The 279-nt window shown below is 62.0% G+C and carries 1 protein-coding gene; it reads left to right on the forward strand.

The window, feature by feature from the left end; genetic code table 11:
* A partial coding sequence (locus EN807_RS35105) for a hypothetical protein (RefSeq protein WP_210240041.1) occupies window positions 1-208 on the forward strand: 208 nt, incomplete at its 5' end.
* Window positions 209-279 lie beyond the last annotated feature (71 nt).

Genomic DNA, 279 nt, shown 5'->3' on the forward strand with positions numbered 1-279 from the left:
GCCAGAGATGGCCGACAAGAACGAAGCCCCCGCCGAACCCGTCGCGGTCGATACCCAGGCCGGCATCTTCCCGAAATTCTGCAAGCTTTGGAACGGCGGCGAGCCCCGCAACGCAATCAACCTCGCCAATGCCGAAAAGCTGTCTGAAGCCGAGTGGGCGGCGCTGCACGTCGAGTTTCCCCGCATCGTCGCAGTGATCAACCAGTAGGGCGCCGCTGGCGCCCATAACGTTTTCAGGAGCCGAAAAAAATGAGCGAAGCGCAGCCCCTTATCCGCGTG

This window comes from Mesorhizobium sp. M5C.F.Ca.ET.164.01.1.1 (assembly GCF_004792125.1).
GTDB lineage: Bacteria > Pseudomonadota > Alphaproteobacteria > Rhizobiales > Rhizobiaceae > Mesorhizobium > Mesorhizobium wenxiniae.